This is a genomic window from Gemmatimonadaceae bacterium (assembly GCA_020846935.1).
Lineage (GTDB): Bacteria > Gemmatimonadota > Gemmatimonadetes > Gemmatimonadales > Gemmatimonadaceae > RBC101.
In genome coordinates this window covers 513,639-540,069 of the sequence record JADLCY010000011.1, presented here as the reverse complement: position 1 = coordinate 540,069, position 26,431 = coordinate 513,639, and the positions used below count along the sequence as shown (strand labels likewise).

22 protein-coding genes are annotated in these 26,431 nt (G+C 68.5%); 20 read left to right on the top strand and 2 right to left on the bottom strand.

What is annotated here, in order from left to right; translation table 11 throughout:
* Positions 1–47 precede the first annotated feature (47 nt).
* The 12 genes from IT361_14830 to IT361_14775 all read left to right on the top strand — a co-directional run bounded on the left by IT361_14830 (position 48) and on the right by IT361_14775 (position 14,841).
* A complete protein-coding gene (locus IT361_14830) occupies positions 48–1,247 on the top strand; it encodes a pyridoxal phosphate-dependent aminotransferase (GenBank protein ID MCC6318951.1) in 1,200 nt (399 codons plus the stop codon).
* A gap of 58 nt (positions 1,248–1,305) precedes the next feature.
* Positions 1,306–1,584, top strand: coding sequence for an Lrp/AsnC ligand binding domain-containing protein (locus IT361_14825; GenBank protein ID MCC6318950.1), 279 nt, complete (start codon positions 1,306–1,308; stop codon positions 1,582–1,584).
* Positions 1,585–1,606: 22 nt separating this feature from the next.
* Positions 1,607–2,596 carry a hypothetical protein gene (locus IT361_14820; GenBank protein MCC6318949.1) on the top strand — a complete coding sequence of 330 codons (990 nt, stop codon included), beginning with the start codon at positions 1,607–1,609 and terminating at the stop codon, positions 2,594–2,596.
* 259 nt (positions 2,597–2,855) lie between these two features.
* A complete protein-coding gene (locus IT361_14815) occupies positions 2,856–3,443 on the top strand; it encodes a prepilin-type N-terminal cleavage/methylation domain-containing protein (protein ID MCC6318948.1) in 588 nt (195 codons plus the stop codon).
* Positions 3,443–3,826, top strand: a complete 384-nt coding sequence (locus tag IT361_14810) for a prepilin-type N-terminal cleavage/methylation domain-containing protein (protein MCC6318947.1) — start codon at positions 3,443–3,445, stop codon at positions 3,824–3,826. Before IT361_14815 ends, IT361_14810 begins: the two co-directional genes overlap by 1 nt.
* The gene (locus IT361_14805) at positions 3,826–5,007 is read left to right on the top strand and encodes a hypothetical protein (protein ID MCC6318946.1); all 1,182 of its coding nucleotides are present in this window, start codon (positions 3,826–3,828) and stop codon (positions 5,005–5,007) included. The genes IT361_14810 and IT361_14805 overlap by 1 nt, the downstream gene beginning before the upstream one ends.
* A gap of 15 nt (positions 5,008–5,022) precedes the next feature.
* Complete coding sequence (locus IT361_14800; protein MCC6318945.1) at positions 5,023–7,203, top strand: hypothetical protein; 2,181 nt, start codon at positions 5,023–5,025, stop codon at positions 7,201–7,203.
* Between the two features lie 234 nt (positions 7,204–7,437).
* Positions 7,438–9,384, top strand: a complete 1,947-nt coding sequence (locus IT361_14795) for an ATP-binding protein (protein MCC6318944.1) — start codon at positions 7,438–7,440, stop codon at positions 9,382–9,384.
* Positions 9,384–10,205 carry a hypothetical protein gene (locus IT361_14790; GenBank protein MCC6318943.1) on the top strand — a complete coding sequence of 274 codons (822 nt, stop codon included), beginning with the start codon at positions 9,384–9,386 and terminating at the stop codon, positions 10,203–10,205. Before IT361_14795 ends, IT361_14790 begins: the two co-directional genes overlap by 1 nt.
* Before the next feature lie 9 nt (positions 10,206–10,214).
* A complete protein-coding gene (locus tag IT361_14785; GenBank protein ID MCC6318942.1) occupies positions 10,215–11,417 on the top strand; it encodes a metallophosphoesterase in 1,203 nt (400 codons plus the stop codon).
* A complete protein-coding gene (locus tag IT361_14780; GenBank protein ID MCC6318941.1) occupies positions 11,414–13,867 on the top strand; it encodes an SMC family ATPase in 2,454 nt (817 codons plus the stop codon). Before IT361_14785 ends, IT361_14780 begins: the two co-directional genes overlap by 4 nt.
* Positions 13,864–14,841: a GNAT family N-acetyltransferase gene (locus IT361_14775; GenBank protein ID MCC6318940.1), complete on the top strand. Its 978-nt coding sequence runs from the start codon at positions 13,864–13,866 to the stop codon at positions 14,839–14,841. The genes IT361_14780 and IT361_14775 overlap by 4 nt, the downstream gene beginning before the upstream one ends.
* 15 nt (positions 14,842–14,856) lie before the next feature.
* Here IT361_14775 and IT361_14770 read toward each other — a convergent pair whose 3' ends face one another.
* On the bottom strand, positions 14,857–15,366 hold the full coding sequence (locus IT361_14770) for a hypothetical protein (protein ID MCC6318939.1): 510 nt from the start codon (positions 15,364–15,366) through the stop codon (positions 14,857–14,859).
* A 100-nt stretch (positions 15,367–15,466) separates the two neighbouring features.
* Entirely contained in the window at positions 15,467–15,661 is a 195-nt protein-coding gene (locus IT361_14765) for a hypothetical protein (GenBank protein MCC6318938.1), read from the bottom strand.
* A gap of 370 nt (positions 15,662–16,031) precedes the next feature.
* Between IT361_14765 and IT361_14760 the strand changes: the two genes are divergently transcribed.
* From IT361_14760 to IT361_14725, 8 genes are all read left to right on the top strand, one after another.
* Positions 16,032–16,454, top strand: a complete 423-nt coding sequence (locus tag IT361_14760; protein ID MCC6318937.1) for a 6-carboxytetrahydropterin synthase — start codon at positions 16,032–16,034, stop codon at positions 16,452–16,454.
* Positions 16,455–16,461: 7 nt separating this feature from the next.
* Positions 16,462–17,088, top strand: a complete 627-nt coding sequence (gene folE, locus IT361_14755; protein ID MCC6318936.1) for a GTP cyclohydrolase I FolE — start codon at positions 16,462–16,464, stop codon at positions 17,086–17,088.
* 1 nt (position 17,089) lies between these two features.
* The gene (locus tag IT361_14750) at positions 17,090–17,806 is read left to right on the top strand and encodes an SDR family oxidoreductase (protein ID MCC6318935.1); all 717 of its coding nucleotides are present in this window, start codon (positions 17,090–17,092) and stop codon (positions 17,804–17,806) included.
* 263 nt (positions 17,807–18,069) lie between these two features.
* Positions 18,070–18,705 carry a hypothetical protein gene (locus IT361_14745; GenBank protein MCC6318934.1) on the top strand — a complete coding sequence of 212 codons (636 nt, stop codon included), beginning with the start codon at positions 18,070–18,072 and terminating at the stop codon, positions 18,703–18,705.
* Positions 18,706–18,752: 47 nt separating this feature from the next.
* Positions 18,753–19,772, top strand: a complete 1,020-nt coding sequence (locus IT361_14740) for a DUF4956 domain-containing protein (GenBank protein ID MCC6318933.1) — start codon at positions 18,753–18,755, stop codon at positions 19,770–19,772.
* The gene (gene ppk1 / locus IT361_14735) at positions 19,769–22,927 is read left to right on the top strand and encodes a polyphosphate kinase 1 (GenBank protein MCC6318932.1); all 3,159 of its coding nucleotides are present in this window, start codon (positions 19,769–19,771) and stop codon (positions 22,925–22,927) included. The genes IT361_14740 and ppk1 overlap by 4 nt, the downstream gene beginning before the upstream one ends.
* Positions 22,924–23,820 carry a hypothetical protein gene (locus IT361_14730; GenBank protein MCC6318931.1) on the top strand — a complete coding sequence of 299 codons (897 nt, stop codon included), beginning with the start codon at positions 22,924–22,926 and terminating at the stop codon, positions 23,818–23,820. Before ppk1 ends, IT361_14730 begins: the two co-directional genes overlap by 4 nt.
* On the top strand, positions 23,810–26,392 hold the full coding sequence (locus tag IT361_14725; GenBank protein MCC6318930.1) for a BamA/TamA family outer membrane protein: 2,583 nt from the start codon (positions 23,810–23,812) through the stop codon (positions 26,390–26,392). Before IT361_14730 ends, IT361_14725 begins: the two co-directional genes overlap by 11 nt.
* Positions 26,393–26,431 lie beyond the last annotated feature (39 nt).

The following is a 26,431-nucleotide window of genomic DNA, read 5'->3' as shown; positions in this document are numbered from 1 at the left end:
CGTCCTGCCCCCGGGATCCCGGCGGGCATTCACGTGAGAGTCCCAACATGTCGCCGGTTTTCGTTCCGTCGAGCAACATCGCGCGCCTTCGCGAATCCGCCACCATCGCCGTGTCCCAGCGGGCGCGGGCGCTCAAGGCGGAGGGCCGGCAGATCATCGATCTTGGCGCGGGCGAGCCCGACTTCGACACGCCGGCCTTCATCAGGGACGCCGCCACGGCGGCCCTCAACGCCGGGGCGACACGCTACACGGCCACCGAAGGGATTCTCCCGCTGCGTGAGGCGATCGCCGCGCAGGCGCGTGCGCAGGGGCCCGCGGGAGCCGACGTGCACGCGCTCGACGTGGTGGTGTCCAACGGGTCGAAGCAGTCGATCTTCAACGCCTGCACGGTCCTGTTTGGCCCCGGGGACGAAGTGCTTGTGCCGACGCCCTCGTGGACCTCGTACTACGAGATCGTGCAGCTGGCGCGTGCGGAAGCGATCGAGGTGCGCGGCGCGCGGGAGCGCGACCTGAAGGTGACGGTCGCCGACCTCGAGGCGGCCGCCACGCCCCGGACGCGCGGGCTCATGCTCAACTCGCCGTGCAACCCGACGGGCGCCGTCTACACCGCCGACGAGCTGCGCGACATCCTGGCGCTTGCGCACGCGCGTGGGTGGTGGGTGCTTTCGGACGAGATCTACCGCCGCATCGCGTTTGACGGCCCCGCGACGAGCGCGCTCGCCGTCGCGACGTCGCGCGACAATCTCGTGGTGATCGATGGCGTGGCCAAGGCGTACGCGATGACCGGCTGGCGCGTGGGCTGGACCATCGCGCCGCGCGAGGTCTCCAAAGCCATGGGCGCGTTCCAGTCGCATGCAACGTTCCACACGGCCGCGGCCTCGCAGCACGGCGCGCTCGAAGCGCTGCGAAACACCGAGCGTTCGGACGCGGAGATCGCGCGCATGCTCGCGCAGTATCGCTTGCGTCGCGACGCAGGGATGGCCGTCTTTGCCACCGAGCCCACGCTGCCGATCGTGCGCCCGGACGGCGCCTTCTACTTCTACTTCGACGTGTCGGCGGCCTGTCCCGCCGATCCTGACGCCGGGACGACTTTTGCCAGGCGCCTGCTCGAAGAGCACGGGGTGGCCATGGTGCCCGGTGCCGCGTTCCGGACGCCGGAGTGGGTCCGTGCGTCGTACGCGGCCCCCGAACGCGATGTGGTCGAGGGCGTTCGCCGCGCCGTCGCCCTCTGGCGCGCGATGCAGTAGACCGAGCCCGCCGCGCCTCCATGCAACTCTCTGCTTGTCACCCGTTGAATCTCCGCCCATGATCACCACCATCGTCCTCATCAAGGCGGACCCCAAGCGGATTCCGCACACGGCCCGTGAGATCGCTGGCATCGAGGGTGTGCAGGAGGTCTACTCGGTCTCCGGCGAGTGGGATCTCGTCGCCATCGTCCGCGTGGCGGAGTACCAGCAGATCGCCGATGTTGTGACCGAACAGTTTCCCGCAGTCCCGGGGATCACGCGCACGCAGACGCTCACCGCGTTCCGCGCCTACTCACGCAAAGACCTCGAGCAGGCGTGGGACATCGGCGTCGACTGACGCGCGCGCGATCGAACCTGCGATGGTGACGGCGCCGGCATCCCTGCGAGCCGTGCTCGAGCGGCTGCTGGAGCGGATGCCGTCGCTTCGGCGCGTGGAAGAGAGCGGTGCGTCGCTCGAGATCGCGCTGGCTCGCATCGAGCGCCCCGAGACCCGGCCGGCCCGACTGCTCGAAGGAGTGCGCCTGCGCGCCCACGCGGTGCCGCGCGATGTTCCCGCGGCGTTCACCGCGTTCCTCGATGGTGTGCAACGGAGCCGCGAGGTGGCATGGATCGGCACGATGCCCGTCGTGTACGGCCGCGTGGCCGCCGTGGTGCGCGAGCGGATCGACGGCCGACTCGTCACGTGGCGTGGGGCGCCGCGGCAGGGCGCGGCCCTCTACGCGCCGTGGTCCCGCCTGTCGACCAACGAGCGCGAGGCGGTGGCGTCGAGTGGTGTCGAGGCGCGCGAGGTCGCGCCCGAGGCGGCGGGCGATGGCGGCGAGGTCCACCCGCTGCGCGCATTGCAGGACGCGGCGAACGCGGTCACGCAGGATCGTGAAGTGATCGAACGGGATCTTGCGGCGGACTTCTGCGCGGCGGGCGAGGGCACGGTCTACCTCGACGGCGGCTTGCCGACCAGCGACGTCGTGCACGCGTCCGCCCGCGCGGTGGGCGTCGTGAAGAGCCACCAGACGCTCTACGTCGCGGAGTCGGACCTTGCGACCGTCTTTGGACTGGGCGAGGCCGAGCGGTCGTCGGTGCTGATCGTCGAGCACCGGCGACGTCGACCCGTGGCGACCTGGTACCTGCGGCTGCGGGACGCGCGGCAGCGCGATCCGTTCTGGGGCCTGGTGCGGGTCGAGATTCCGCTCGCGGACTTCGAGCGCGGCGGCGCGTCGCTCGCGGACGAGCGTTCGGCCTGGGTGGTCGCCGAGCGTTCGCCGGTAGCCCTGCCGGACGGTCGATGGGACACGATGTCCTACGGCATCCGGAACTGCGAGGAGTTTCTGCGGGCGACGATGGGTCGTTAGGCACACGGGCATCGTGACCGGTGCCACATCCATAGTGTGACCTCGCTGCCCGGCGTTTGCGTCCCGATGACGCATTCCGGCGCGTTCGTGATGCAGCTAACAGCGTGACATTCCCCACCTTGCGCGTGACAGTCGGCCCCGCCGGCTGCCCGTAACTTGATGCCCGGTGCCTCGTCTGGTACACACGGCGCCGTGTCCGGGCCCGCCCGGCTCGGCCCGACGGCGGTTGAGGCACGGTCCGCACTGCATCGGAGGGCGTATGGAACGAGCACGAGGGAGGGCGGCGGCACTGACCGGTTCGCGGAGGGGCTTCACGCTCCTCGAGCTGGTGGTCGTGCTCATCATGGTCGGGCTGATCGCTGGCTGGGCCGTACCGCGCCTCAACTACGAAAAGTTCCGCGCGGAGGCCGCGATGCGGACCGTGCGCTCGGTGATGCAGGGCGCCCATCGCAACGCGATCATGCGACAGACGAACGTGGTCGTCGGCTTCAACCTTGCGAACAACACGCTCGAGATCCTCGAGGACGCGGACAACGACTGCATGGCCGATCCGGCCGAACGCAAGACGGTTCGCCCGCTCGATGACGGCGCCAAGTTCTCGGTCCCGCCCACGGGCTTTGGTGGCACGGCGGTGAGCGGGGCCCTCGTGGGTCCTGGCCTCTGCAACATCGGCGGCCTCAAGGCCATCCAGTTCCTGCGTGACGGTGCGACGGCCACCGATCTCGACATCTACCTGACCTCGAGTCGGGGCGCCACGCTCGACTACCGCCTTGTGCGCGTCGCGCAGGCCTCGGGACGGACCGAGGCTTATCGCTACGACGGCACCACCTGGAAGAGGACCAACTGATGCGCCCTGCGACCAGCCCACGCCGCGGACTCTCCCTGCTCGAGGTGATGGTGGCCCTCACGATCCTGGGCACCGCGCTGCTCGGCATGGCCGAATACGGCCGGAAGTTCGCCAGCACCAACCAGAAGACGTCTCTGCAGAACACGGCCCTCGACATCGCGACGGAACGCATCGAGCGCATCAAGGCCGAGCGCAACTACACGACGATGGACACGCTGGCCGGCTCGCATGCGATCACGGTCAGTGGCGTCGTGTTCGTCCGCCAGACCCTGATCGTACGCACGCAGACGCCGGCCCTGGACTTCAAGACCATCACGGTATCCGTGAACCGCGCCACCATGGCCAAGCCGATCCGCAAGACCTCCGCCATCGCCAGGTTCTGATGACACTCACGCGCAGAGTACCCGCCCGGCGCGCTCGCGAGGGATTCACCCTCGCGGAGTTGCTGCTGTCGATGACGCTCACCATCTCCGTCTTTGCGGCGGCGGTGCCGTTCTTCACGCTGCAGATGCGGCAGTTGCAGCAGAACCTCGCGCGCACCGACGCGCAGCAGACGGCGCGGTTTGCCCAGAACACCGTCGATCGCGAGCTGCGCAACATCGGCATCGCGGTCACGCCGATGCAGCCGGTCGCCGGCATTCCGCGCAACCAGCCCAAGATCGTACAGGCCGCCGCGTTCGCTGTCACGTTCAACACGAACCTCGTGGCGAACGACACGGTCGACATGAATGCGGTCTACTACGACCCGAACGTGCCGCCGAGCCTCACGACGGCGCTGCCGGGGACCAACATGATCCAGCTCCCGCTCTCGTCGAAGAACTATCCGGACTACGTGTATCGCGACCAGAACGGGCTCCTCAGCACCGCGGAAACGGTGTCGTACTGGGCGTCGGTGGACTCCACGGCGACGCCGGCCACGGACGAGTACGTGCTGTTCCGCCGCGTGAACGACGGTCCGGTGCAGGTGATCGCCCGCGGCCTGCGCGTGCCGGCCGGCACGCCGCTGTTTGTGTACCGTCGCATCTATTCCACGGGCATCGTGGACTCGATCCCGACGGCGTCACTGCCCATCCTGTGGGACGCCGCCGGCAGCGTCGCCGACTCCATTCGCACCGTCACGCTGTCGGTGCGCGGGATCTTCCACGGCTACGACCTGAACAACCAGCCCAAGGCGTGGGAGCGCTACGTCAGCACGCAGACCAACCTGGCCAACATCGGCCTGTCGCAGCGCAACGCCTGTGGCGACGTCCCGCTCAACCCCAGCATTCCGACGGCCTCGGTCGTGGTGGTGACGCCCGGCGTCACCGACCACGTGACCCTCACGTTCAACGCGTCGGGTGACGAGGCCTCGGGCGAAAAGGATGTCGAACGCTACGCCATCTTCCGCCGCAAGGTGGGTGACCCGTGGGATGAGCCGGTGGCCGTCGTTGGCAAGGCCGGCGGTCCCTACACGTGGGACGATTTCGACATCCAGGTCGGCGACACGTTCCAGTATGGCGTCGCGGCGCAGGACTGCTCGCCAGCCAACTCGACGATCATGACCAGCGGCACCGTGATTCACTAGGCCATGGAGCACACCATGCAGACCTCCGCCACTCCGACCTCGGCGTCCAGGCGCGTCACGCGCGCGCGCCGCGGCTCGGCCCTGATGCTCACCATGATCTTCACGCTCGCCCTTGGCGGGCTGGCGATCTCGGCGATCTACATGGGCAGCAGCACCACGATCCTCACCAAGCTCTATGACCGCGAGCGCGACTATCGCTACGCGGCCGAATGGGCGCTGGCGATCGGCAAGTCGCGCGTCACGGAGGACTCGACGCTCGTCCTGCCGGACTCGCTGTACCTCCAGCTGATGAACGGTCAGGTGGTGACGGACGCCGGCGGTCAGCAGGTGCCCAAGGTGCTCGTCGACCTCTACGTGGGCCCGGGCGGCAACTCGACCGGTCAGTACGGGCGATTCGTCGAGCTGGTCGCGGTGGCCTACGACAACGGCGGCGCGCGCCACGTGCGGCGACTCGAACTGCAGGCCGAGAACTTTGCTCGCTATGCCATGTTCGTGGACACCTGGGCCACGGGCGCGTGCTACACCACGGGTGAAATCCTGCGTGGTCGCTCGCACTCCAACCAGAACTGGAAGAACTGCGGCTCCGCGCCTGGCGTGATTCACACTGATACGGTGAGCGCAGTCGGCACCGTGAACGGCACGGGACAGTATCAGTCGGCCAAGATCAACGCGCACCCGGTCATTCGTTTTCCGAGCGTTGCGCGCCTGTCCTGGATGCCGGGCTATGCGTCGTCGGCGAGCCTGAGCCTCACGCCGGCCGCGTACGTCGGCACGACCGGCGGGAGCCGCCTGGAGTTCACGGCCGTCGATCTCGATGGCGACGGGGCGCTCACCGGCGCTGCCGAGGGCTACTTCCGCGTGTTCGATGGGCGCAGCGGCGGTACCAACAACCCGTGGGCCAACGGCTCCGCAGTGGCGCCGTTCGTCTCCGGTGGCACGGACACCACGCTGCTCCGAATGAGCACGCCGTCGGGGACCACGTTCCAGGCGTATGTGGGAGGTGGTACCTCGCTGCAGAAGAGCGCGATCAACAACCAGTGCGGGCTCTGGGTGCCGATGGGCAATCCCGCACGGCAGACGTTCGTTCCGCTCGCCGCGTTCGATACGGTCGACGTGCGGTACAAGTGGCTGGCCGATACGCTGAGCGCGATCCCGACGGCGCTGATCCCCTCGCGCATCCACGCCGGCAACCTGGTGGGCGCCAAACGATTCATGGACAGCGTGTGGCGCTACTCGGCGCGCAAGGCGCAGGTGATGCGCGTGCAGACCGCGCCCGCGACATCGACCGGGCGCTGCTATCCCGCCGGCGATCCCCGGTTGATGCCGACCGAACGGCCTGGCTTGCTGCGCGCGTTCCCGGCCGCAGCCAACCAGTCGATCGACACGCTGCCTGACGCGTCCAAGCGCGGCGGCGAAGACACGACGTTTACCGCCGTTACCAAGACGGGCACCTGGCGCGCGTGGCCCGGTTACTCGTCCAGCTTCTTCACGGCGGGTGTCACGCGCCGACAGCTGATCGAGGAGCCGAGGCTCTGGCCCGTGCACCGCACGCAGAACCTTACGTCGAAGGGCGTCATCTACGTGAACGGCGACATCTTCCTGTCCGGAACGTTCCGGGGCCGGGCAACGCTCTACATCTCCGGCAGCGGCACGTTCATCGACGACCTCACCTACGTCACGAACCCCGCGTCGCTGCCGATCTGCCAGAACCTCCTGGGCATCATCACGGGGAACAACCTGATGATCGCGAACAACAACCTGAATCGTCCGCGGACGATGGACGGATCGGGTGCGCCCACCGTGTTCCTGGACGACAACCAGGACTTCCATCTTCACGCCGTGACCCTGAGCGGCGTCTCCAATACCAACGCCACGTTTGGGGTTGAGTCGTTCAATTCGGGACCGAGCGCCGGCCGGCAGTGCACGCCGGTGGCCGGTTATACGGTCGTCACGTCCGGTGGTTGCATCGCGCAGGCGGGTGGCGTGATCCTGCGCGCGATCAGCGCGACGTTCTCGGGGTCCAACACGGGCTTTGCCGAGAACCGGGTGAAGGACGCATGTCTCGACGTGGATTCGCCGCCGTACTTCCCACTGACAGGCAGGTACCTGGACAACGAGTTCTACGAGCTCGATCCGGCGGTGTTCAACACCATGGGCGTGGCGCAGTTCTTCCGACGCCTGCAGTCGGCGCCGTAGCGAGGCTGCGAAGAAGCCGACTCGAGAGGTTGGGGGAGGGGCCCGGGTGGGCCGGTGTGAGGGTCGCGAGACCTTTGCGCCGGCCCACCCGTTCGTTCGGGCCCGACGCATCACGCGAACGTCCGTCGGCTCCCTTAGCTTACCGCGAGCGGTGCGGCGCCGGGGCGGGTGCGCGGGGGCCCTCCTGCGTGCGCGTGAGTCGTCGCGCCGCTTCACCTTCCAACCGATCACGCCTTGTCTCTGCTCGGTCGCGTCGTCGCCACGGAGCGTCGGCCGAATACGCCGCACGAGTTTCATTTCTGGACCTCCCTGGACTCGCCGGTGGGGATCGGGACGATCGTGCGCGTCGAAGGCCGGGACCCCGTCAACAACACGATTCCGCAGGTCTATGGCGTGGTCACCGAGGGACAGAGCTACAGCGACCTCGTCTCGCCGCTGCACGACGTCCTTGGGTATGACGCCGACCCGTCGAAGGCGGCGGTGTCACACACGCAACGCGCCGAGATCCGCATCTACACGGCCGCCGTGCTCCGGCAGGTGCCGGACGAGCCGCTCCAGCCCGTGCCGTTCGGCGCCGTGTACCTCACCACCGACGCCGACGTGCAGGTCGCGCTCCGCATGGACGCGTACCTGCAGGAGGGCACCAATACGGGCATCCCGATCGGCGTGTACCGCGGTGGCGGCACCGAGTCGCCGGTCTACCTCGACGCCGAGTTCCTGCTTGGCCCCGAGGCCGCGCACCTGAACATCACGGGCGTCTCGGGACTGGCGACCAAGACCTCGGCGGTGGAGTGGCTGCTGGCCTCGATCTTCGCGCACTTTCCGGCGGCCAAGGGCAGCGTGGCCGCGGTCTGCTTCAACGTGAAGGGCCCCGATCTCTGCTTCCTCGACCAGGCCGCCGAGCTGCCGGACGAGGACGTCAGGATGTACGAGCGGCTTGGCGTTCCCGCCGCGCCGTTCACCAACGTGAAGTACTTCGCCCCGTACACGGTGAGCGGTGCGGCGCTCAATACGCTGCGATCCAACGAGCAGCTGCAGCACAACGTCTCCGCGCTCACCTGGGGTCTCAACGAAGTCCTGCAGTACGCCGAGGTGCTGCTCAACAAGGATGACGTGGATGCCAAGGCCGACGCGCTGATCGATTTCATCTCCTCGCGCGTGGTCGGGATGCAGTTCCAGGACGATGCGCTGGGCTCGCAGGTCTATCGGGTGCAGAGCTTCGGCGAGCTGGATCGCTGGTTCAAGGACGTGATCCATGCCATGGAAGCGAGGAACCACGAGTCCTGGCGGACGCACCACATTGCCACCATCCGCAAGGTGCGCAATCGCCTCACGAACATCGCGACGCGCTGCCAGGGGCTGGTGACCAACGACGGTCACGCCAGCGACCTGCCGTTCGGGAGCTTTGAGGACCGGGCGGTGTACGTGATCGACGTGGCCAACGTCGAGGACGACGCGCAGGACCTCGTCTTCGCGCGGATCGTCTCCAAGCTGAGGGAACACCTGGAGCGCCGCAGCCTCGGTGTCGATCACCTCGTGGTGTTCGTGGACGAACTGAACAAGTACGCCCCTGGGGACGGCCCAGAGACCTACGTCCGCAAGATGCTGCTCGACATCGCCGAGCGTGGTCGGTACCTGGGTCTTGTGCTGTTCAGCGCCCAGCAGTTCCGCTCGCAGGTCCATCGTCGGGTCGTCGGGAACTCGGCCACGGCGGTGTACGGGCGAATGGACGGTGACGAACTGGCGACTCCGGGGTATGCCGTGCTGTCACCGGCCACGCGAATCAAGCTGGCCACGCTCGACAAGGGGCAGCTGATGGTGCGTCATCCTCACTTTGCACAGCCGATCTTCGTGCGCTTCCCGCGGCCGGCGGTACTCACCGGGCGGGAAGGGGCGCGCCGGTTTCCGCCGGCCGCCGAGGTGCCGTTCGCGGACGGCATCCTGCGCACCCTGCGCCAGGTCGACCCGTCGCTCACCATGGCGTCGATCGAACAGGTCTTTGCGCTGTACGACGAGGCCGACATCGTGAAGGCGCGTGACGCCGTACTGCGCACGCGGCCGCGGCACGTGAAAGCGTTCTTTCTGGAGCAGTTCGGTCGCCGCATTCCGCCCACCGAGGCGCGGCCAACCCCGGGCCCCTCGCTTCGCGCCACGCCCGCGGACGACCCGTACGGCTTCTGATGCGCCGTCGGGCCGGCCTTGCCTTCGCCGCGTTCCTGTCGGTCGTTGCCGCGGCACCGCTCGCGGGGCAGGGCATCCTCCTGCAGCTCCGACCGCGCGCCGGCGACACGCTGAGGGTGCGGCTCGACCAGACCATCGAGATCTCGCGCGCCGCGCGTGACGAAGGCTCCGAGCCCGGTGACGCGGCGTCGCTGGTAATCCTCGCACGCATCGCCGTCGAATCGACCGACGACGACGGGGCGCGGGTACTCGCGCTGACCGATTCGGTGCGCATAACGAGTTCCGAGGCGTATGCGACCTCGCCGACCCTGCGGGCGGCACGGGCGCTCCAGGGTCAGCGGTTCCGCTTTCGCGTGGAGCCGGACGGCAGTACGGCCATGGGCGACGGCGGGCAGCTTGCCGGCCCTGCCGTGGGGAGCCTGTTCAGCCAGCTTCCGGCGACCCTGCCGAAGGAGCGCCTGCTGCCCGGGGCGTCCTGGGTGCGTGCGGTGGAACTGCCGTTGGCGGCGGTTCCGGGTGGCCGTGGGACGGCGACGCTGAACGCGACGTTTCGGCTCGACTCGGTTTCGAAGTCCGGTGAATACGCCATGCTGTCGGTGCGCGGTCGGCTGATGCGATCGGCGCCTCTGGCCGGGGGCGCGGCCGAAGGGTTCGTGCAGACGGCGGGCGATGTGAGCGGCAAGATCACGATCGACCTGCGGCGCGGATGGATCGCCGAGGCGCGGTCGGTGGTGGACCTGCAGTCGGTGACGACGGGTCGCAAGGACGCCGCGGCCGGGCGGGTTCGTGTGAAGATCACCCAGTGGATGCGGGTGCTGTAGCTTCAGGGCATGCGCCTGATCCACCTCTCGGACCTGCATCTCGGGATCCGCCAGTTCCAGCGCCAGACCCCCGCGGGCATGAACCAGCGGGAGGCTGACGTGGCGGGCGTGTTTCAGCGCACGATCGACCGGATCATCGAGCGGGCGCCCGACCTGGTGGTGATTGCCGGGGACGTGTTCCACAATGTGCGCCCGCCGAACCCGGCGATCCTGCACACGTTCCAGCAGCTGTCGCGCCTGACGAGAGCACTGCCGCAATCGATCATCGTGATGGTGGCCGGCAACCACGACACGCCGCGGGCGGTCGAAACGGGCTGCATCCTGCGTTTGTTCAGTCCCCTCGGCATTCACGTGGTCGACACCGAGCCCCGGCGGCTCACGTTCGCCGAGCGCAGTCTCTCGGTGCTGGCGGTGCCCGACGTACCGGGGGCGCCGCCCGCGTTCGAGATCGACCCGACGATGTCGCACAATGTGCTGGTGATGCACGGCGACATGCCGGGCAGCCTGCCAAATACCTACGGCTACAGCGAGCCAGCCGCCCTCAACGTCGCGCCCGAAGAGGTGAAGTTCGCCCAGTGGAGTTACTGCGCATTCGGGCATCACCACGTGTTCCACTCCCTCGCGCCCAACGCCTGCTATAGCGGATCGTTGGAGTACACCAGCGTCAACATCTGGGGCGAGTACCACGAGGAGAAGGCGGCCAAGCTCCCGGGGAAGGGGTTCATCGAGTACGACCTCGAGCGGCGAAAGCGGACATTCCACAAGGTCGAGCCGGCGCGGCCGATCATCGACCTGCCGGTCATCGTCGCCAACGGTCTCACCGCCGCTGACGTCGACGCGGCCATCACCGCCAACGTGAAGGCCCTCAAGGGTGGTGTCGACGACCGCATCGTGCGCCAGGTCATCCGCGACATCCCGCGGCACGTGGCCCGCGAGCTGGATCATCGGATGCTGCGCGACCTGCGGCGCCGCGCGCTGCACTTCCATCTCGATACGCGCCGCCCCGAACTGCTGCGCGCACTCCCGGTGACCGGCGCGACCGGACGGCGTCCATCCCTGATCGAGATGGTCCAGGAGCGGCTCTGGAGTCGTCCGCTGGCGCCCGACATCGAGCGCCAGGCGCTGGTTGACCTCGGCATGCGCTACCTGCGCGACGCGGACGCGCGTGAAGAAGCGGCGAACGTGGCCGCGATCAGTCCGGAGGGCGAGTGAGGATCAATTCGCTGGAACTCACCAACTTCCGGCAGCATGCCTCCTCGCGGCTGGAGTTCGACACTGGGCTCACCGGCATCGTCGGCCCCAACGGCGCCGGCAAGAGCACGGTTCTCGAGGCGATTGCCTGGGCGATCTACGGGCAACCGGCCGCGCGGGGCACCCGTGACTCGATCCGCTTCATTCAGGCGCCGCCCCGATCGAGCGTGCGCGTGGAGCTGGACTTCGAGCTCGGCGGCCATCGCTATCGCGTCGTCCGCGGCCTGAGCAACGCGGAGTTGTATCTCGATGGCGGCAACGAGCCGATCGCCACGTCGCTCTCGGCGGTCACCGGCCTGCTCGAGCGCCGACTCGGCCTTTCACGCACCGAGTTCTTTCAGACCTATTTCACGGGCCAGAAGGAACTGAACGTCATGTCGGCGATGGGCCCCTCGGAGCGGGCCCAGTTTCTGTCTCGCGTGCTCGGCTACGAGAAGCTGCGTGTGGCGCAGGACGCGGTGCGCGATCGGCGGCGCCTGTTGACCGCCGAGCTCACGGGCGTTCGCGCGGCGATGCCCGACGTGGACGCGGTCACGCGTGGCCTCAACGATGCCTCGGCGCGGCGCGTCGAGGCGGAGCGCGGGCTGGCCGCGGCCGAAGATGCGCATCGACGGGCCGCGCAGCGCCTGGCCGAGATCGGACCGGGTTGGGCGGAGGCCCAACGGGCGCGTGAACGTCATGCGGAACTGACCGGCGAGCTGCGCGTCGCCGAGAGCGAACTCGCGGCGCACGAGCGCGATCACGATCGGTTGACGGGTGAGCTGCAGTCGACCGGAGCCGCGCGCGAGGAGCTTACACGACTCTCGACCGAACTGGCGCCCCTCGCGGCATTCGCGGCCGAGTACGCGCGGCTGGAGGAACTCGCGAGAGAGGAGGGCAAGCGGGCGACGCTCACGGAGTCGTCGCGGGCACTGGCCGACGAGCTCGCGCTCAGGCGCGACCGGCGGACGCGAATCGCCGGCGCGCCCCAGGCGGAGGAGGCGGTGACGGTGGCGCTCGAAGCCAAGCGGCGGGAAGTGGAGGACGCCCTGGGCCGCATCGAAGGCATGCGCACCGCCTGGGTGCGCGACACGCAGGAGGCGGAGACCAAGCGCGACGCCCTGCGCGCGCAATACGCGGAACTCAAGAAGCAGCGCGACCGCGTGATGGAACTGGGCGAAGACGGCGCCTGCCCTACCTGCACACGCAAGTTGGGCGAGAACTTCCGCACCGTGCTCGACCAGCTCGATGAGCAGATGGAGACGATCACGGTGGACGGGAGGTATTTCGGCACACGCCTCGTGCAGCTGGAGCAGATTCCGCCCGAGCTGCAGCGCGTCGAGGAGCTTCGCCGCGAGCGCGCCCGCGAGGCCGGTGAGCTGGAGCGTCAGCTCGCCCGTGTGCAGAGCGAGGTGCAGGAGCTGTCGCAGCTGCAGCGCGAGCTGGCGCGCAAGGAACAGCAATACGAGCAGTGGTCGCGCGAGTTGGCGGCCATCCCCGGTGGATACGACGAGGGACGTCACAAGGCGCTCGAAAAGGACATCGACCGCCTGGCGCCACTGAACGAGCAGGCCACGCGGCTCTCGACGTTGCTGGAACGGGAACCCGGACTGCTCGCCGATCTCGCGCGGGTGCGGGCCGGCATCGACGCATTGCGCTCGCGAGTGCTCGACCTCGCGTCGGCGCGGACCGCCCTGCGGTTCTCCGAGCAGGACTACGCCCAGGTGCGGGACCTGCAGGAACGCACCGCGGCAGCGTCGCGTGCGGCTGAGGTGGCCCTCGCGGCCGCGACCGGGGAACTCAGGGCCGCCCAACGCGACGCGGACGCTGCCGCCAAGGCCGTCGCCGACCTCCAGCGGGCCCGGGACATGGAGCAGGCGCTGCTGCGCGACAAGCGATTGCACGAGGAGCTCGATCGCGCCTACACCGACCTGCGCACGGACCTCAACCACGCGTTGCGCCCTGAACTCTCAGAGTTGGCCAGTGCATTCCTCGCCGAGCTGACGGGACACCGCTATTCGGAACTCGAGCTCGACGACCAGTACAACATCGTCGTGCTGGAAGACGGGCGGCCCAAGCCGGTGATCTCCGGCGGCGAAGAAGACCTCACCAACCTCGCGCTCCGACTCGCCATTTCGCAGATGATCGCCGAGCGCACGGGCCAGCGGCTCACGCTCCTTGTGCTCGACGAGGTGTTTGGTTCGCTCGACGAGTGGCGCCAGCTCAACGTGGTGGAGCTCTTGCGCAGCCTGCAGGATCGCTTTGAGCAGGTCATCCTCATCACGCACGTGAACGTGGTCCGTGGGCTCGCGCACGAGATCCGCCTCGAGTACGACGAGGAATCGGGGAGCACGGTGGTGCGCGCGGCCTCGGCGTCCGCGGATCCCGAGGAACTCGGCCACCTGCTCGAAGGCGCCGGAGCTGACGCATGACGATCGCGCGGCCCTGGAATCCGCCGCGGGCGGTGAGCGGCCCGCATCGCATCGGCGTCACGGATATCGACGCGGTGAACCGCGTGTTCTCTGACGCGTTCACCGAACGATACCGCCAGGACGGGATGGTCGGCGTGCGCGTGCCGCAGCTGAACCCCGCGATCTGGCGCTACGCCATCGAAGACGCTCGCGACGGGGCGATGTTGTGGCGCGATGAACATGGCGAAGTTGTGGCATTCAACGTGGCGCACCGTTCCGGAGTCGAAGGCTGGATGGGCCCGCTTGCGGTCCGCCCCGAGTGGCAGGGATCCGGGCTTGGCAAGGCGATCGTGCGCGAGGGCATCGCGTGGCTGCGTGCGAACGGGTGTTCGGTGATCGGTCTCGAGACGATGCCGCGCACGATGGACAACATCGGCTTCTATTCGTCGCTTGGGTTCCTGCCGGGCCGCCTGACGATCACGCTCACGCTCGAGGCATCCGAGCGCGACCGGCCGGTGTCGCTGATCGGGAGCCTGCCACCGGCGGATCGCGTGAAGGCCGTGGCGGCGTGCCGTGATCTCACCACTCTCGCGCTCCCCGGCTACGACTTCAGCCGCGAACTGGACCTCACGCTCGACCTGGGTCTGGGCGATGTCGTCGTCGTGCGGGATGGCGCGCGCCTCGAAGGGTTCGCGCTGTTCCACGCCGCTTCGCTCGTCGAGGGGCGTTCACGCGACGAGCTGCGGGTGCTCAAGATGGTGCTCCGCTCGGAGGACGTCGTCGAGGCGATGGCGGTGAGCCTTTCGGACGCCGTGAGACGCACCGGCACGCGGCGCGTGGCGATGCGTGTGCAAAGCGACTACGAGGGCGTGTACCGTCGGTTGATCGAGCGGGGTGCGCGAGTGCGCTGGACGGACCTGCGGATGGCCGTCGACGGATATTCCGAGCGTCGTGCGGCGAACGGCAGCGTCGTGTTCAGCAACTGGGAGATCTGACTCCGGCTGGTCAGCTCAGGCGCGTTTCTTTGCGTCGGGCTGCGGAATGATCGCGGGGGGCTCGTAGCGCTTGACCACCTGGAAGTCGCCGGTTTCCTCTCCGAGGGACGCGAGCGCGGTGCGTTCGAGCTCCCCGAGGTCTATGCGGGCAGCGACGGGCGCGAACAGGGCCTGGAACGCGCCGAGGTTGAACCCGCGGGAGTCGCGGAGGTACACCGCGAGCACCGTGGCGCGGGCGACACGCCAGCGTGGCGCCGGCGTCTCGAGCGACTCTTCGGTGGGGAGCGTGCTGAACAAGGCGTCTGCGTCGCCGAGTCTGGCATCCAGCACGAGCCGGAGGTCGGGCCCGAACTCCTCGATGAGGAGGTTGACGGCGTCGTGGGCGAGGGTGTAGGCGAGGTCGAAGTACTCGCGCCGCGCCTCGGCGAGGCGTTCGGCGTCGCACCAGGCGGCCTCATCGAATCGCTTGAGGCGAAGCAAGACCTGGTTCGCCAGCTCGGCCCGAAAACTCAGGTGCAGTGCCATGTCTCCTACGACCTACCTCACGACGCGGATGTGGCCAAATACACCGGATCGACACCACAATGCGCAAGTCCCGTGCTCGCACTCGTGAGGCAAGGGGGCGTCATGCCGGAGGCGCGCCGGACCGGTCCCCCTTGTCCCTGGCGGATCGCGCGGTTCCGAGCACCACGATCCGGTAGATGAGCAGGAACACGCCAACGCTGAGGAGAAGATGTATCCAACCGGGGGCGGTAGTCGTGAATGTGGCGAAGGCCCAGACGGCGAGCATCACGAGGGCCGCAACGATTCCGAGATCCATGGGCTGAATGTTAGTCAGATTGACCGGCGTTGTATGCCCCGGTACATTCGGGGCCAGGTAACAGGGGCGAAGAGACTCCCTTTTTTGAGCCAACAAGCTCAGCGTAGGGGCCCAACAGATTGGTTGACGTCATGCCCCAGTGCGGGGAAGGCGGAAGGCTGGTTGCGGGTCTTATTCCTATCGTTCGGGCTTCAAAAAAACCTCTTCGTTCCGACCTTGGCGGGCCTCGTCGACGAGCGGCGAGGCCCGTTTGTCATCGACGGCCTGCCTCGCGAGGTGGGATGGCCCGTACTTACCATCGCGCGATGGCCGGTGATACGGATCGCGGAGACCGCGGGAACTCCAGCCGACGCAAGCCAGTTGGTCGCTCGTGCCGATCGTCACCATCACGCGTCGCCTGCGCTTCAACGCTGCCCATCGCATTCACAGTGCCGCGATGAGCGACGAGGAGAATGCGCGGATCTACGGAAAATGCAACAACCCCAACTGGCACGGGCACAACTACACCCTCGACGTGTCGGTGACGGGTCCGATCGACGCCCGGACCGGCTACGTGATGGACCTCGGCGTGCTGCGTGACGTCGTGTCGCGCGAGGTGATCGACCAGCTCGACCACCGGAACCTCAACCTGGACGTGCCGTTCCTGCGGGGCATCAACCCCACGTCCGAGAACCTGGTCGTCGCCTGCTGGCGGGCGATCGAGCCCCACGTGCGACCGGCGCGGCTGACGCGGCTGCGCCTGTGGGAGACGGAACACAACTATGTCGACTATGATGGGCGCGACGACACCTGAGCCTTCCATGCCCTGGCACATCAAGCCACCTGCCGACGACGAGCCCGGCGCCTTTGCCGGCGCGGCCTGCCTGGAGTTCGAGAATCTGGTCCGCCGGCAGCTCGAACTGCTCGGTGAGCAGCCGCAACGCGAGGGCCTGCAGCGCACGCCGCATCGTGTGGTGGAGTCCATGCGGTTCCTGACGCAGGGCTACCACATGAGGGTCGAAGACGTCGTCGGGGAGGGGATCTTTGCCGAGGACCACCAGAACATGGTGATGGTGCGCGACATCGAGCTGTATTCGATGTGCGAGCATCACCTGCTGCCGTTCTTTGGCAAGGCGCACATCGCCTATATTCCGAACGGTCGCATCGTCGGCCTGTCCAAGCTGCCGCGCATCGTCGACATGTTTGCGCGGCGGTTCCAGGTGCAGGAGCGCCTCACGGGCGAAATCGCGAGCGCGATCCAGGCGATCCTCGGGCCGATCGGCGTGGGCGTGGTGATCGAGGCGTACCACCTCTGCATGATGATGCGCGGGGTGGAGAAGCAGAACTCCAAGACGATCACCTCCGCACTCCTCGGCGCGTTCCGCGACGACGCCAAGACGCGCGACGAGTTCCTCCGGCTCGCCCACGCCGGATCCAACGACCGATAACATGGCGGATGCCCTCGCGGGGGAGGTCGCGGTCGTGACCGGCGCCTCGCGGGGGATTGGCGCCGCCATCGCCTGCGCGCTCGCCGGGGCGGGCGCGCGCGTGGCCCTGGTGTCGCGCGACGCCGCGGCACTGGCGACGCTCACGCGCACGCTGCCCGGATCCGCGCTCGCCTTTGCCGCTGACCTCGCCCGAGGCGACGAGGTGACCCGGGTCGCTGACGCGGTGCGAGGCGCACTCGGCGACCCGGGCATCCTCGTGAACAATGCCGGTGCCTTTGCCATCGGGCCGGTCGGCTCGCTCTCGCTGACCGACGCCGATCACATGGTCCAGGTCAACCTGCTGGCTCCGTACCGCCTCCTGCACCAGTTCCTGCCGGCCATGCGCACACGTGGCCGCGGCGACGTGGTGATGATCGGTTCGGTCGCGGACCATGACGCGTTGCCGGAGAACGGTGCGTATGCGGCCACCAAGTACGGAGCGCGAGGCATTCACGAAGTGCTTGGCGTCGAACTCCGTGGCACCGGGGTGCGTGCCACGCTCATCTCTCCCGGGCCCGTCAATACGCCCCTGTGGGACGCGATCCCCCGAGAAGGGCGCGAGGGCCTGCCGACGTTGAGCGACATGTTGCGTCCGGCGGACGTGGCCGACGCGGTGCTGTGGGCGCTCACACGCCCGCGGCACGTGAGCGTGTCCGAGGTGAGGCTGGGGCACGCCTGACGAGGGTTGACGACGGGTGACATGTGTCGCTGCGATCCTCGGACCCAAACTCTCCCATTCGCGAAAATGACGATGTCGACGCAGGGGGTCGGCGGGTTCCCTGGTGATCGTGTTCATCACGACCTGGCGTCGTGACGGTCGTGCTTCGGGCCGGCGCAGCGGTTGCGGCGTCACGCTCCGTTCGACTTCCGCCGACGGCATCGGTCGGGCGATGGCGCCCACCGGTCGCGTCGTCGACATTTCACCGATCCCTTCGAGCCCGCGTGTACATCGAACTCGTCGACATTCTCCGTTGCCCGGAACCTCACGAGTCCACGTGGCTCGTGGCCGCCGTGACCGAGGTTCACGGGCGCCACGTGGTGGCCGGATCGTTAGGTTGTCCGATCTGTCGTACGCAGTACCTGATTGCGGAAGGCGGTGTGGACTTCACCGGAGGCGGGCGCGCGCTGATGCCCTCCCTCCCGCGGGCCCTCCAGGCGCCTGAGGCGGAGTCGTGGCGCGCGCGCGCACAGCTCGACCTGGTTGAGCCAGGCGGCGTGGTCGTCCTGGAGGGACATGCGGCGCCGCTGGCCACAGTGCTGGACGACAGCGCTGGCGTCTCGCTCCTGCTGGTGAACCCGGTGGGTGGGCCCGCGGGCCCGGGCTATTCGATCGTCCATGCGACGGAACGGTTGCCGCTAGCGCCGGACTGCCTGCGTGGCGCGATCGCTGGCGAGGGCGTGACCGCGGTGATGCTGTCGGCGCTTGTGGTGGCGTTGCGTCCACGCGGGAGGCTGGTGGGTCCCGTGTCCGCGCCCGTACCCGAAGGCGTCACGGAACTCATGCGGGATGCTCGGCAGTGGGTCGCCGCGCGTGACGCGGAACGGGTTTCACCGCCTGTCCCGCTCCGGCGTTCCTGATTCGTCCGGGCCTTGCCGACGACTGCTGGTCGTTGGAGTTTCCTGACATGAGTCGAGCCGAGAGCGAGACCGCCCCAGGCCTTTCGGTCGCGGCGCGTCGCCTGCTGGCGATCGTGGCTTATTATGCGGTTGGCACGCTCATCGGGTTCCTCGCGTGGCGCCAGTACCCGGCCGTGCGCGAGTTGCTCGCCGGGGCCCGCCCGCAGGATCTCGCGGCGTTGCCGTCCGGGGCCGCGCTCCGGGCGGACACTGCGGGCCCCGCGTTCGGAGGGCTGCAGCATACGGTCACCACGACGCTGCTGGTACTGGTCGGTGCCCTGGCGACGGCCCTCCCGCTGGCGTGGGTGTATTCGCTGACGCGACGGCGGCGCGGCTTCTCGCAGTCGATGGTGCACATCCTCGTGCTGCTGCCGGTGGCGGTCGCCGGCATGGTCATGCTGATCCAGAACAGCCTCGCCCTGGCGTTCAGCCTGGCCGGGATCGTGGCAGTGCTGCGTTTCCGGAATTCCCTCGATGACGTGAAGGACGGTGTCTACATCTTTGTTGCCGTCAGCATCGGCATCTCGGCGTCGCTCGGTGCGCTGATGATCGGCATTCTCACCTCGTCGATCTTTGCGGTGTGCGTGACGGTCCTGTGGTGGCTGGACTTCGCCCGACGCCCGGTTGAGGGCAAGCGCAGGGGATGGCGCACGCTCGCGCGATTGCCACGCGTGGCGCCGGTGCGCGAGCGCAAAGTGCCGCCGGAGGCCGGCGACGAGGTCTTCGCCTCCGCGGCACGGGCCTGGCGCCGTCAGCTGCAGATCACCGCCGAGCAGCAGGTGCAGGCCGGCGAAGATCGTTTCAACGCCACGCTCCGGATCCGCACGACGGACGGCGCCGAGGCACGATCGGCGCTGGAAGAGGTGATGGAAGCGCGGACGCGTCGCTGGGAGCTTCGGGGCATCACACCAGCGGAGCAGGGCACGACCACACTCACCTACCGGGTGCGCGTCCGTCGCGAGGGCCGCGGCGAGCTGCTGGACGCGCTGCAGGCGGTGCCGAGGACGGTCGGCGTCGAACTGCGATGACGCTGCCCCCGCTGCCGGACGTTGGGGACGATGGCCGCTGGGACGTGCCGAGCGTCGAGGTCTTCAAACGCCTGACGACGGCAACGGGGCCGCTCGACCTCCGCATCACGGCGACGCACCGGGCGTTCCACCGGGACGTGTATTTTGACAGCGACGATGGTTCGCTGCAGGGTCGCGGAGTTTCTTGCCTCGTGCGTCACGACTCCGAGGGCCGACATCGGCTCCTGGTCACGATCGTCTCCGAGCACGATGGCGCAGCGAGTCTGCGGCACGTGATGGCCGACCTCCCGGGTGGCGACGAGCGCGCCGGTATTGGCGGCGACAGCGAACCCGCTCGCCTCCTGCGGTCGATCGTGAATCCGGCGTGGCTCGCGCCAACGCTCGAACTGGAGGTGGAGCGGCTCACGCGCCTCGCGACCGCGGCGGGATGGTGGCGCCCGGCCCGATTTGCGCTCGCCTACGACACCATCACGGTGCGAGCGTCGGGACTCGCTCGCGCTTTTCACGAACTGTCGCTCCACGTCGTGAAGGCCGGGAGACCGACGCGCGACGACGTCGGGAGCGCTCTCCGCGATTCCTTCGCGCTGCGGTCGCTTACGCTCGATCGGCGGCACCGTGGCGAGCAACTCCGCGACGCCCTCGAAAGCGAGGCACTCGCCCGGCGCGTGGGGAGTGGCCGCTGGGTGGCGGTCGTAGCGATCGACGGCACGCGGGTCGCCGTCCTTCGCGAAGGTGCCGGATGGAAGCTGCCGATCACCGAAGGGAGCGGCGAAGACGCCTGCCGCCATCTGATGCGTCGCGCGCTCGGTACGAGTGTGGGCGACCTCCATCTGCTCGCAACCACCACGGGTGAGGGTCGGCTCAAGGCGCTCGAGATCTGGACGTGCACACGCGTGGACCAGTCGACGCGGTCGGTCGGCGCGGGGTCGGTCGCCTGGCTGCCGGTCGAGGAAGTGCTTGCGAGGATCGGCACGCCCGAGATCGCCGACACCGCGACGCTGGCGGCGCTCACCACGCTGGCGCGATCCGATGTATTGCATCGGCTGGTGTCGACGCCGCTCTCCGACACGGGGCCCCGCGTGCCGCCGGTGCGACGCCCCGAGGCGACCACGCGCGAGACCCTTGCCCTGCTCGATGGGGACGCGAGTTTGCTGGCCTTCAACACGCGCGTCCTCGCCGTCGCGCAAGACGAGAGAACGCCGCTCCTGGAGCGACTGCGGTATGTCGCGATTGTCGCGTCGAACCTCGACGAGTTCTATGCCGTGCGCGCGGGCCGGCTCAAGTACGACGGCGACACCGCGAGCGACGAGAGTGACGGGTCCGGACTCGAGGCGCGTCGCGCCCGCCTTGCGCGCGACGCGCGGGGCCTCGTGCAGGCGCAGTACGCGTGCGCCGAAGATGTGCTCGATGCCCTGGCGCCACACGGCGTCGTGATCCGGCAGGTCGCCTCGGTATCCGAGCGCGCGCTCGAACACCTGCGTGGCTACTTCCGTGCGTCGGTGTTCCCCTTGCTCACGCCGCGCGCGATTACCGCGACGCCTGGGCATTCGCTCCCCATCGTCGCCGATCGCACGCTCTGCTTTGCGGTCATCCTTCGTGACGCGACCGACGGTCGGCACCTGGCGGAGCTGACCGTGCCTCCGTCGCTGCCGCGCTTCGTCGCGCTGCCTGACGGCGAGGGGTTCGTGGCGATCGAAGATGTGGTGCGGAGTCACCTGGCGCTCCTGTACCCCGGGCGGCGGGTCGAACACTCCTGGCTCTTCCGCGTGACGCGATACGCGGACCTCGAACTCGACGAGCAGCGTGCGGGCAACCTGGTGCAGGCCATCGACGAGCAGGCGCGGGAGCGACGGCACCGACCGATCGTGCGCGTGGAAGTGGAACGCGCGATGCCCTACGCGGTGCGCGAGATGCTGCTGCGCGAACTCGCGCTCGAGCCGGGCGCGCGTCCCGGCGCGCTGGGGACGGCGGACCTCGTGGACATCCCGGGCCTGATGGCCCTGGACGGGCTGCGGCAGCTCACCGACCTGCCCATCGCCACGCTGGGCTTTCCTCCGTTTGCAGCGCGCGATCCAGTCGCCGGCACTCCGTCGTTGTGGGCGGCGATCCGGGAAAGCGACATCCTGCTGCACCACCCGTACGATGACTTCTCGGCCAGTGTGGTCCGCTTCTTCGATGAAGCTGCTGACGATCCCGACGTGATGGCGATCAAGGTTGCGCTCTATCGCACGGGTGAACGATCGCCGATCGCCGAGGCCCTGCGCCGCGCGGCGGAGTCGGGGAAGGACGTCGCCGTGTTCGTCGAGCTCAAGGCGCGGTTCGACGAAGAGCGCAACGTGCGATGGACGCGTCGCCTGCAGGCGGCCGGCGTACACGTGGTGCATGGCCTCCCGGGGTACAAGAACCACTCCAAGGTGGCGCTCGTGGTGCGGCGCGAGGGAAGCGGTACGCGCCGGTACGCGCACGTGGGCACGGGCAATTACAACGCCGGTACGGCGCGCGTCTACACCGATCTCGGCCTCCTCACCGCACGCGAGGATGTGTGCGACGACCTCACCGACCTGTTCAACACCTTCACCGGGAGTTCTGCCCCGGCGGACGTGAGTTTCCGTGTCTGCCTCGTTGCACCAAACTCGCTGTTGCCAGGGCTCCTCGCCCGTATCCACCGGGAGGCGGGGCACGCCCGCGCAGGCCGGTCGGCGCGTATCCGCATGAAACTGAACGGGCTTGCCGATCGTGAGGTCATCCGTGCACTGTATGACGCCGCCGCGGCCGGCGTGACGATCGATCTGGTGGTGCGCGGGATCTGCACGCTGCGACCGGGCGAGCGCCTCCGCGTCACCAGCATCATCGGGCGCTTCCTCGAGCATGCGCGTATCTATGTATTCGACAACGGTGGGGAGGCCGAATACTTCATCGGATCGGCTGACCTGCGACCTCGCAACCTGAGACGGCGCGTGGAGGTGCTGGTCCCTGTGGCATCGAAGACTCATCGCGAGCGGCTCGACGGCATTCTGTCGGCGGAACTGGCCGATTCCACCGCATGGTCGCTCGGCGCGGACGGCACGTGGGCGCGGGTGGCCACGGACGGCGGAAGTGCACAAGCCCGGTTCATGTCGCAGGCGGTCCAGGTCGGCAACCCGGGGGACGCGTGAACCGTTTCCGGCCACTCGGGCTCCTGGCCGCGTTGGCGGCGGTCGTGGCCGTCGTGGTCCTGTCGCGCGCGCGCGCCGTGTCTGCCAGCGACGATGCCGACACGGCACCGCAGACGCGTGTGCCGTCGGCGCTGCGATCGATCGATTTCGGTCGTCCCGAGGCGCAGGTCACCCTTCCCAAGGGGCTGGTCGAGGTTTCCGGGCTTGCGGTCACCGCGAACGGCTCGTTGCTCGCCCATGGCGACGAGCGCGGGATCGTGTCGGTGCTCGATGGGCTGACCGGACGTGTCGCGCGCTGGTTCTCGCTGGGGCGCCCTCCGGTGCGTGCCGACCTCGAAGGCATCGCCCTCGTCGGCCCGCGCCTGTTCCTCATCACCAGTACCGGCATCCTGTACGAGGCGCGTGAAGGCGCGGCCGAGTCGGAGGTCGCCGCGTCGGTCACGGACACCGGCATCGGCACCCAGTGCGAAATCGAAGGCCTGGCCTGGGACGCGCGCGCCCAGGCCCTGCTCGTGCCGTGCAAGACACCGTTGGTCGATGCGTGGCGTGATCGCGTGACCGTGTTTCGCTGGCCCCTGGTGCGAACAGCGCAGGCCAGCCCTCCGATCTCCGTGCCGCTCGGCGCCGCGATTGCCCGTACCGGCACCAGAGGATTTCGCCCGTCGGGCATCGAGGTCGATCCGGTGACCGGGAACTACGTCCTGGTCGCGGGGCCCGAGCGTGCGCTGCTCGAGATCGATCCACGCGGTGACGTGGTGGGTGGCGTGGCGCTTTCCCGAAAGCTTCATCGGCAGCCGGAAGGTATTGCCTTTCTGGGCGACTCCCTCCTCGTCATCGCCGACGAGGGATCGGGGAGTCGTGCGACGCTGACCACGTACCGCCGTGCCCGTTAGGCAATCGGGCGCGCGGGGCCGCTCGCTCGGTGTGATCGGCATGATCGTGGTGAGCGCCACCGTGCTTCCCGCGCAGTCCGATTCGTCCGCCGCGGCGGGCCACGTGCGAGTGACCGCAGGGGCGAAGTATGAGGCGGGCTGGCTGCATCGAGCGATCCTTGGCGACGACTATCGTGCACTCTGGACCACGCCGATCACGGTGCCGCGCCTGGATCTCCGACGCGCCGCGGGCGGGCTTACACCAACGCAGCGCGGCGGGAGCATGCAGACCAACTCGCTGAGGTTCAACGGTGCCGACGGGCGGGAGTACGTGTTTCGGCCGTCGGAGAAGGACTTCACCAAGGGACTTCCCGAAGAGCTGCGTGAGACGCTCGTGCGGGACATCGCCCAGGATCAGGTCGCGGGCTACCATCCGGCGGCGGCCGTCATCGTCGCGAGCCTCCTGGACGCGACGGGCATCCGGCACCCTCGTCCACAGCTCGCGGTGATGCCTGACGATTCGCTGCTCGGAGAGTTCCGCGCCGAGTTCTCCAATGTGCTTGGCACGTTCGAAGAGCGACCGGCCCGCGATTTCGACGCGACGCCCGAGGCGCTCGGGGCGACCGATGTCATCAGCTCCGAGCGCCTGTTCGAGCGGTTGCGCCGCAGCAGCGTCAATCAGGTGGACACGCGCGCGTATCTTTCCGCGCGGCTCTTCGACGTCCTTGTCGGCGATCGGGACCGGCACCGCGACCAATGGCGCTGGGGGCGATTCTCGAAGCGACGTGGTGCGTTGTGGGAGCCCATCCCCCGGGATCGCGACATGCCGTTCGCCCGCTTCGAGGGGCTCGGTCCCTGGGTGATCCGCGGATTCGTGCCGCAGATGATCACCTTCGATGCGAGGTACCCGTCGATGGTGTGGCTCAACTGGAACGCACGGGAGATCGACCGGCGGCTGCTGCCGCCGCTGGATCGTGCGGTGTGGGACTCGGTCGCGCTGGCGATGCAGCGCCAGCTCACGGATTCCGTGCTCACCGCTTCGATTTCCACGATGCCGGCGCCCTGGGTCGGGATCGACGGGACGCGGCTGTACGAGGCGCTCGCCGAGCGACGCGAGTCGTTGCCGCAGGCGGCGCGGGAGCTGTATGGCATCCTGGCGCGCGAGGTGAACGTCGAGGCCACGGACGACGACGACCTTGTGGACGTGGTGCGCGGCCCTGGCGGGACGATGCTCGTCTCCGTGGCGTCGATCGATTCATCCGGACGCGCCGCGGCGCCGTGGTTCGAGCGACGGTTCCTTCCCGGTGAGACGCGCGAGGTACGGCTCGTCCTGCTGGGCGGTAACGATTGTGTGCGGATTCGCGGGGAACGATCACGAGGCGTCAGGCTGCGCATCATTGGCGGTGCGGGAGATGATGCGGTGCTGGACAGTATCCCAGGCGGCGACGCGGCACTCAGCGTGTACGACGCCCAGGGAAGCAACGTGGTGCTGGGCGCGGTGCATGCCATCGATGCGCGAGCTTACGTCCCACCCGCGACCGATCGTGCCGAGCGTCAGGTGCGCGACTGGGGAAGCTGGAGTTTCACGACGCGGGGGCTGAGCGCGTCGCCGGGCACGGGGATCGTGGCCAGCCTCACCCGCACGCGATTCTCCTATGGGTTCCGGCACGACCCCTTTCGTTCACGGTCGGTGCTGCGCGCGGACTTCTCGTTCTCGGAGCTGCGCCCGCGGGTCCGGTGGGATGTCACGGTTCCCCGGGCGAACAGCAAGGATGTCGTCGGGCTGCGCGTGATCGGATCGGGGATCGAGCTGATCCGCTTTCACGGGCTCGGCAACGAGACGTCGTCCGACAGCGCGACGCGATTCTATCGGGTGTTCCAGAACCTGTTCCGCGTCGAGCCCACGTGGATGCGCCCGGTCGCGCGGGGGGTGGCGCTGGAGCTCCGGGGCGTGGGTCAGTTCACGTCGACGCGCGAAGGCGCACGGACCGTGATCGGCGTGACGAAGCCGTATGGTTCTGGCGCGTACGGTCAGGTCGGTGCGGGAGCCGGGCTCGTGATCGACCGCCGTGACTCACCGGTCGCGCCGACGCGCGGCGTGAGGCTCGCGTTCGGTGGCACGGTGTATCCGTCGGTGTGGAATGTTGACGAGAGCTTTGCCGAGGGGACGGCGAACGTGTCGACGTACGTGACGCCCGGGGGGCCGCGCGCGCCGGTCCTCGCGTTGCGCGCTGGTGGCCGACACGTGTGGGGCCGATTTCCGTTCCACGAGGCATCGACGATTGGCGGCGTTGGCACGCTGCGCGGCTGGGACCAGCAGCGCTTTGCCGGCCGCTCGTCCCTGTACGGGAGTGCGGAGGTTCGGGCGTGGGCAGCGAAGGTTCGCATCGTGGCGCCGGCCGACGTCGGCATCATGGTGCTTGGCGATGCCGGCCGTGTGTACGCTGACGGAGAGACGTCGGACCGCTGGCACACGGCGGTTGGTGGCGGGATCTGGTTCGCCCCCCTCATGCGCTCGAATACGGTGAGTCTGAGCGTTGTGCGCGGGCGCGAACGCACGGGACTCTACGCCGCTGCGGGTTTCTCGTTCTGAGGCTGGCGCCGAGCGGGCCGTTCGCGTTTGCTTGAAGCC